The following is a 2241-nucleotide window of genomic DNA, read 5'->3' as shown; positions in this document are numbered from 1 at the left end:
GAGACAGTTCGGTCCCTATCTGCCGTGGGCGTTGGATGATTGAGTGGAGTTGCTCCTAGTACGAGAGGACCGGAGTGGACGAACCGCTGGTGTTCGGGTTGTCATGCCAATGGCATTGCCCGGTAGCTACGTTCGGAATCGATAACCGCTGAAAGCATCTAAGCGGGAAGCGAGCCCTAAGATGAGTCATCCCTAGAGCTTTAAGCTCTCTAAAGGGCCGTAGGAGACTACTACGTTGATAGGCAAGGTGTGTAAGCGTTGTGAGGCGTTGAGCTAACTTGTACTAATGACCCGTGAGGCTTAACCATACAACCCAGATGGGTTTTACTGATACGCACTTAGTATTAGAATGAAGCGCTTAAATAGTGTTGAACTCAAAAGAAGCGACGTTTGAAAGATAACGTGCATCAGCTTTCCGAATTATTATTTAATGTCGAATGACGTTAGATAACCAAATTTGTCTGGAAACCATAGAGCTGTGGTACCACCTGATCCCATTCCGAACTCAGAAGTGAAACACAGTATCGCCGATGGTAGTGTGGGGTCTCCCCATGTGCGAGTAGGTCATTTCCAGGCGCCTAATTTCTCGTAATGAGAGTATCAAGCCCGTTACTAACGTAACGGGCTTTTTTACATCTGAAATTTGAGCATAAAAGTAGTGTGGCCGATATGCCCATGTGAGAGTAGGTCATTTCCAGGCGCTTAATAAAACAGTAAGGCCACTCTAACGAGTTAATGCTATTCGGATAAGCATTACTGTTTATATTTAAGTGGATAGCGGCTAGGTATATAGAGCACTGATCGTGGATACGTTCGGTGCTTTCTTTTATCTGGAAGGATAAAGTGTTTTATATCGGCTCGCATTTGCTTAAGTTTCGCTGGCAGCTTTCCATCAGGTGATAAAGCAAGCCACCTTAATTGTGTATCTATCAAGCTTATTGCCGCAGTAAAACTGATACGGGTTGGCGCGACTTTAGCTTCCTTTGCTATCGCTGCCATTTCTAAACGAACCAGATTATAAGCGATAAGTACTCCCCACAATTCTTGCTTAACACCTTCAACAAATTTGCTTCGTAACGTCACCTTGCTTTGTAGTTGGGTTTGCTTAAGTTCACCGTATCCTTCTTCTATTTCCCAGCGTTGCCAGTAGATATTAAGTAGCATGTCCAGCGGATATTTAACGGGATCTACCAATGAGGTGACAAAGCCTTTTATTTCACCTTTTGGCTCTTGATAAGCAATAAAACGAGCACGCCATGTTTCGGGAAGCTCGGGGTTTTTCTTTCTCGCTTGGGGAGAGACAGGCATATCAATGAGCAAATCATTATTCGCAAACTCTTCGACCACCTCGTAACGCATTTTTGACTTTACGGGGGTCAGCCAATGTCGCTGTACTCCAGAGCTTTGCCAATTGACTAATAAGTCAGCGGAGAAATAACAACGGTCAAATAGGGTTAAGGAGTTATCAGGTGTATCTTGGACTAAACGCTGTGCGATAGTGATCTCTCCTACGTGACAGCCATCAAAGGCAGCACCTAATACCATTCTAGTTTCAGTAGATATAAGGCTGACTAATCGAAGTTGAGGATAGGGTTTGTGTGTTTTTGAAATAAAACCAAACTCATTGGCATTTTCTTCAGAGTCTTGGCAACGAAACACCGTTCCATCAACGGCAAGAGTGGTAAGTCCTAGTGTGTTCTTGTCCCCTAACGCTTGCTCAAGCCAGGCTGATATAGTGGATTTAAATAAGTAAGATATTGGAGCTTCACCTAAGCGTCGTCGGCAATCCGTCAATACACTCGGTGCTACGCGAGACCAGGTGGAGTCTCCAGATTGAAGTGCTATATCCATAGAGCTACAGACTTCTTTGATGGACTGGTTACGTATTAATCCCATCCAAAGCACTAGCCAGACTGCCTGCTGCGCAGGCAGACGGCGATTACGGATACTCGCCTTGTTAGCTGAAAGGAGTGATTGTTCGATCCACTTTGAATCAATAGCCTCCATTACAGAACCATAAGACCCACTTTCTTCAACAGACTCATGAACTAATTCAAGCTCTTGCTCAAACATAAAAAATCCCCACCAGAATACTGGTAGGGATTATCATTCATCTTCAAGATCGGTCAAGTGCCCTTAAACGATCGGCATTGACTCTAACGAGTGGCCTTTTTGTTTTGTGTCGAAAAATTATTTAAGTATTAGTCATTCATAGTGTGGCCGATATGCCCACATGAGAAT

General features: G+C 44.2%; 1 protein-coding gene and 2 rRNA genes. 2 read left to right on the top strand and 1 reads right to left on the bottom strand.

The annotated features are described in order from the left end of the window. Nucleotides 1-308: ribosomal RNA gene (locus ORJ00_RS18925) — 23S ribosomal RNA — on the top strand; the annotation flags it as partial. Nucleotides 309-460: 152 nt separating this feature from the next. Next, a 5S ribosomal RNA gene (rrf, locus tag ORJ00_RS18920) occupies nucleotides 461-576 on the top strand. A gap of 177 nt (nucleotides 577-753) precedes the next feature. Here rrf and ORJ00_RS18915 read toward each other — a convergent pair. Then, a complete protein-coding gene (locus tag ORJ00_RS18915; protein ID WP_306140552.1) occupies nucleotides 754-2073 on the bottom strand; it encodes an IS4 family transposase in 1320 nt (439 codons plus the stop codon). Nucleotides 2074-2241: the final 168 nt, after the last annotated feature.

The organism is Rheinheimera baltica (genome assembly GCF_030731985.1).
Classification (GTDB): domain Bacteria; phylum Pseudomonadota; class Gammaproteobacteria; order Enterobacterales; family Alteromonadaceae; genus Alishewanella; species Alishewanella baltica.
This window is presented reverse-complemented; position numbering and strand designations above follow the sequence as displayed.

Excerpts from the sequence above, each read along its gene's own strand:
- ORJ00_RS18915 (WP_306140552.1), bottom strand. The coding sequence starts at position 2,073 with ATGTTTGAGCAAGAGCTTGAATTAGTTCATGAGTCTGTTGAAGAAAGT.